Raw genomic sequence first — 1,845 nt, 5'->3', positions numbered from 1 at the left:
GATCGCCCTGCGCTTGTGTACGATCGATTTGAGGCGGGGACCAAAGATGCGGTCAGAATGGTGGATGGCCATGCGACGGTTGTCGGCGATCTAAGTTTGTTGAATAAGCGAAGTATTTCTGATTTGATACTCATCAGAGGAAAAATTGAAGGGGCCAAGTTGCATATATCCGATCTGCAGTTTCTTGTGGGAAAAGATGGTGGTATTGTGATATCTGACCCATTAAGGCTTGCGGTGGGTGGTGTGGGTTATCGAAAAAACATAAAGATGATCGATTATTTGGTAAAATTGGCCGAAGGAAAATAGGGATTTTAATGATTGACCAATATAAAGATCAACCGACGCCATCTCAATCTATTCCTCTTCTCCGAACTTTCTTGGGGCGCAAGCTGATTTCATTCACGAGATACAGCATATTTCCCAAGGAAGAGGCGGGAGCCGAAATGGAAGAGTCGCCTTCGCGTGTTTTTGAAGGGACTGAAGGGCCGCTGGGTCTCACGTTCGAAGGAGCCGGAATCCTCGGGGTTGGGGAGGATGACAGCCTTAATAGTGCGATTGTTTGGCTTGACAGTGACAGAAATAGGCGGCTTGGCGCCACGCCGATGAGCGAAAAGGAGGGTGTGCTTTTTCCAATTGAAGCATCGGATCCGGTCTTTTCGCAAGCGAAATGGCGCGATTTTGTCGGTGATCAATTGATTGGCATGTCCATCATCAAGGAAAATCCGATTAATCCTCGACTGGAGAATCGGCCGTGCGAGGTTGCTCTGTGCTTGAGCTGGCAAAAAAATGGCAAGCTTGCAGCGATACTGGGAGGGCAAGGCGATGACTATTGGGGGTTCAACAAGCTGATGCTATGGAATGCAGTGCAGCCCAAGTTGAACTCCCGATTCTACGAAGTGCCTTTGCTGTAGCTTCAGTTGGTAGGTACGCTTTTGCCGAGCCATGGGGGCATCTTTCAATACCCTCAGCTTCCAGCCAACAGCTGAACAGTCGCGCTCTCTGCAGACGCAGATGGCCTGATCCAGCCCTTCATTCGCGAGCTGCAAGCCCGCGCAAGATGGTTGCCGGCAGGCCGGGGCCGGTGTCCTGGCGCTTGGATTGTCCTGCCCCGCTCTGGGGACTCGCGCCTATCGGCTGCGCAGCAGGGCGCTTTGGTCGCCAACGAGTTGTATGCAGAGCTGCAAAAGCTGCCCACGTCCGCCTTTGCGGCGGAGCCTGAGTTCCAGCAACTGGCCCGGGAGCACGGCGAAGACAAGGCCCGAAGCATCCTGGCCGCGGCGGCCGCAAACCGCGCGCTGTAGGGCCTGTTCACACCAATTTCGCGACCCCGAAATGGGTGTGAACAGGCCCTGGACAAGGTGTGGATGTGGCTCGACAGCGTATGGGTCGGGCCCGAGCAGGCTGCACGGGCCCAGCAGGTGCTGGCACCGGTACAGCCTGGCGCTGATGCCGATGCGGTAAGGCAGCCGCCACCATCGGTGCAGATGTCGATGCGCGAGGGCGGCATGCTCGACGTGCAGGGCGACACCAAGGCGGTGCGCCAGTGGCTTGAGGATGCGGGCGTCCCCCGGGGTGCCATGACCGATGGGCCAGAGGGTGTGATCGTCACAGCGGGGAGTGTCGAGCGGGCGAAGCGGGCCTTGGCAGCACCAGCACCGGTGGCACCCGCACTACTGTCAACGGCGCAAACGGCTGATCACGAGGAGGAGGCTGTGCCAGTGCAGGATGGGCGATCAGCCACTGCTCCGCCCGCGCCGATGGTGGCAACCAAGCTCGAAACGGGTGTGCTCAAGATCAAGGGCGATCCCAAGAAAATCCTCGCGGTTCTTCGCAACGGTGGAGTTG

General features: G+C 57.0%; 4 protein-coding genes. All 4 read left to right on the top strand.

What is annotated here, in order from left to right; all coding sequences use genetic code 11:
- The coding region (locus ASE31_RS31810) for a hypothetical protein (RefSeq protein ID WP_162261421.1) at positions 1–306 on the top strand (306 nt) is incomplete at its 5' end.
- Between the two features lie 8 nt (positions 307–314).
- Positions 315–911, top strand: coding sequence for a hypothetical protein (locus tag ASE31_RS31805; protein ID WP_157412574.1), 597 nt, complete (start codon positions 315–317; stop codon positions 909–911).
- Between the two features lie 240 nt (positions 912–1,151).
- Positions 1,152–1,301, top strand: a complete 150-nt coding sequence (locus ASE31_RS31800; protein ID WP_157412573.1) for a hypothetical protein — start codon at positions 1,152–1,154, stop codon at positions 1,299–1,301.
- Positions 1,302–1,364: 63 nt separating this feature from the next.
- Positions 1,365–1,845: hypothetical protein (locus ASE31_RS32100; RefSeq protein ID WP_057203430.1), on the top strand; the 481-nt coding region annotated here is incomplete at its 3' end.

Origin of the sequence: Acidovorax sp. Root217 (assembly GCF_001428645.1) — a bacterium.
Taxonomy (GTDB): domain Bacteria; phylum Pseudomonadota; class Gammaproteobacteria; order Burkholderiales; family Burkholderiaceae_C; genus Acidovorax.
The sequence above is the reverse complement of the archived record's forward strand: the minus strand, read 5'-3'. Positions and strand labels throughout refer to the sequence as shown.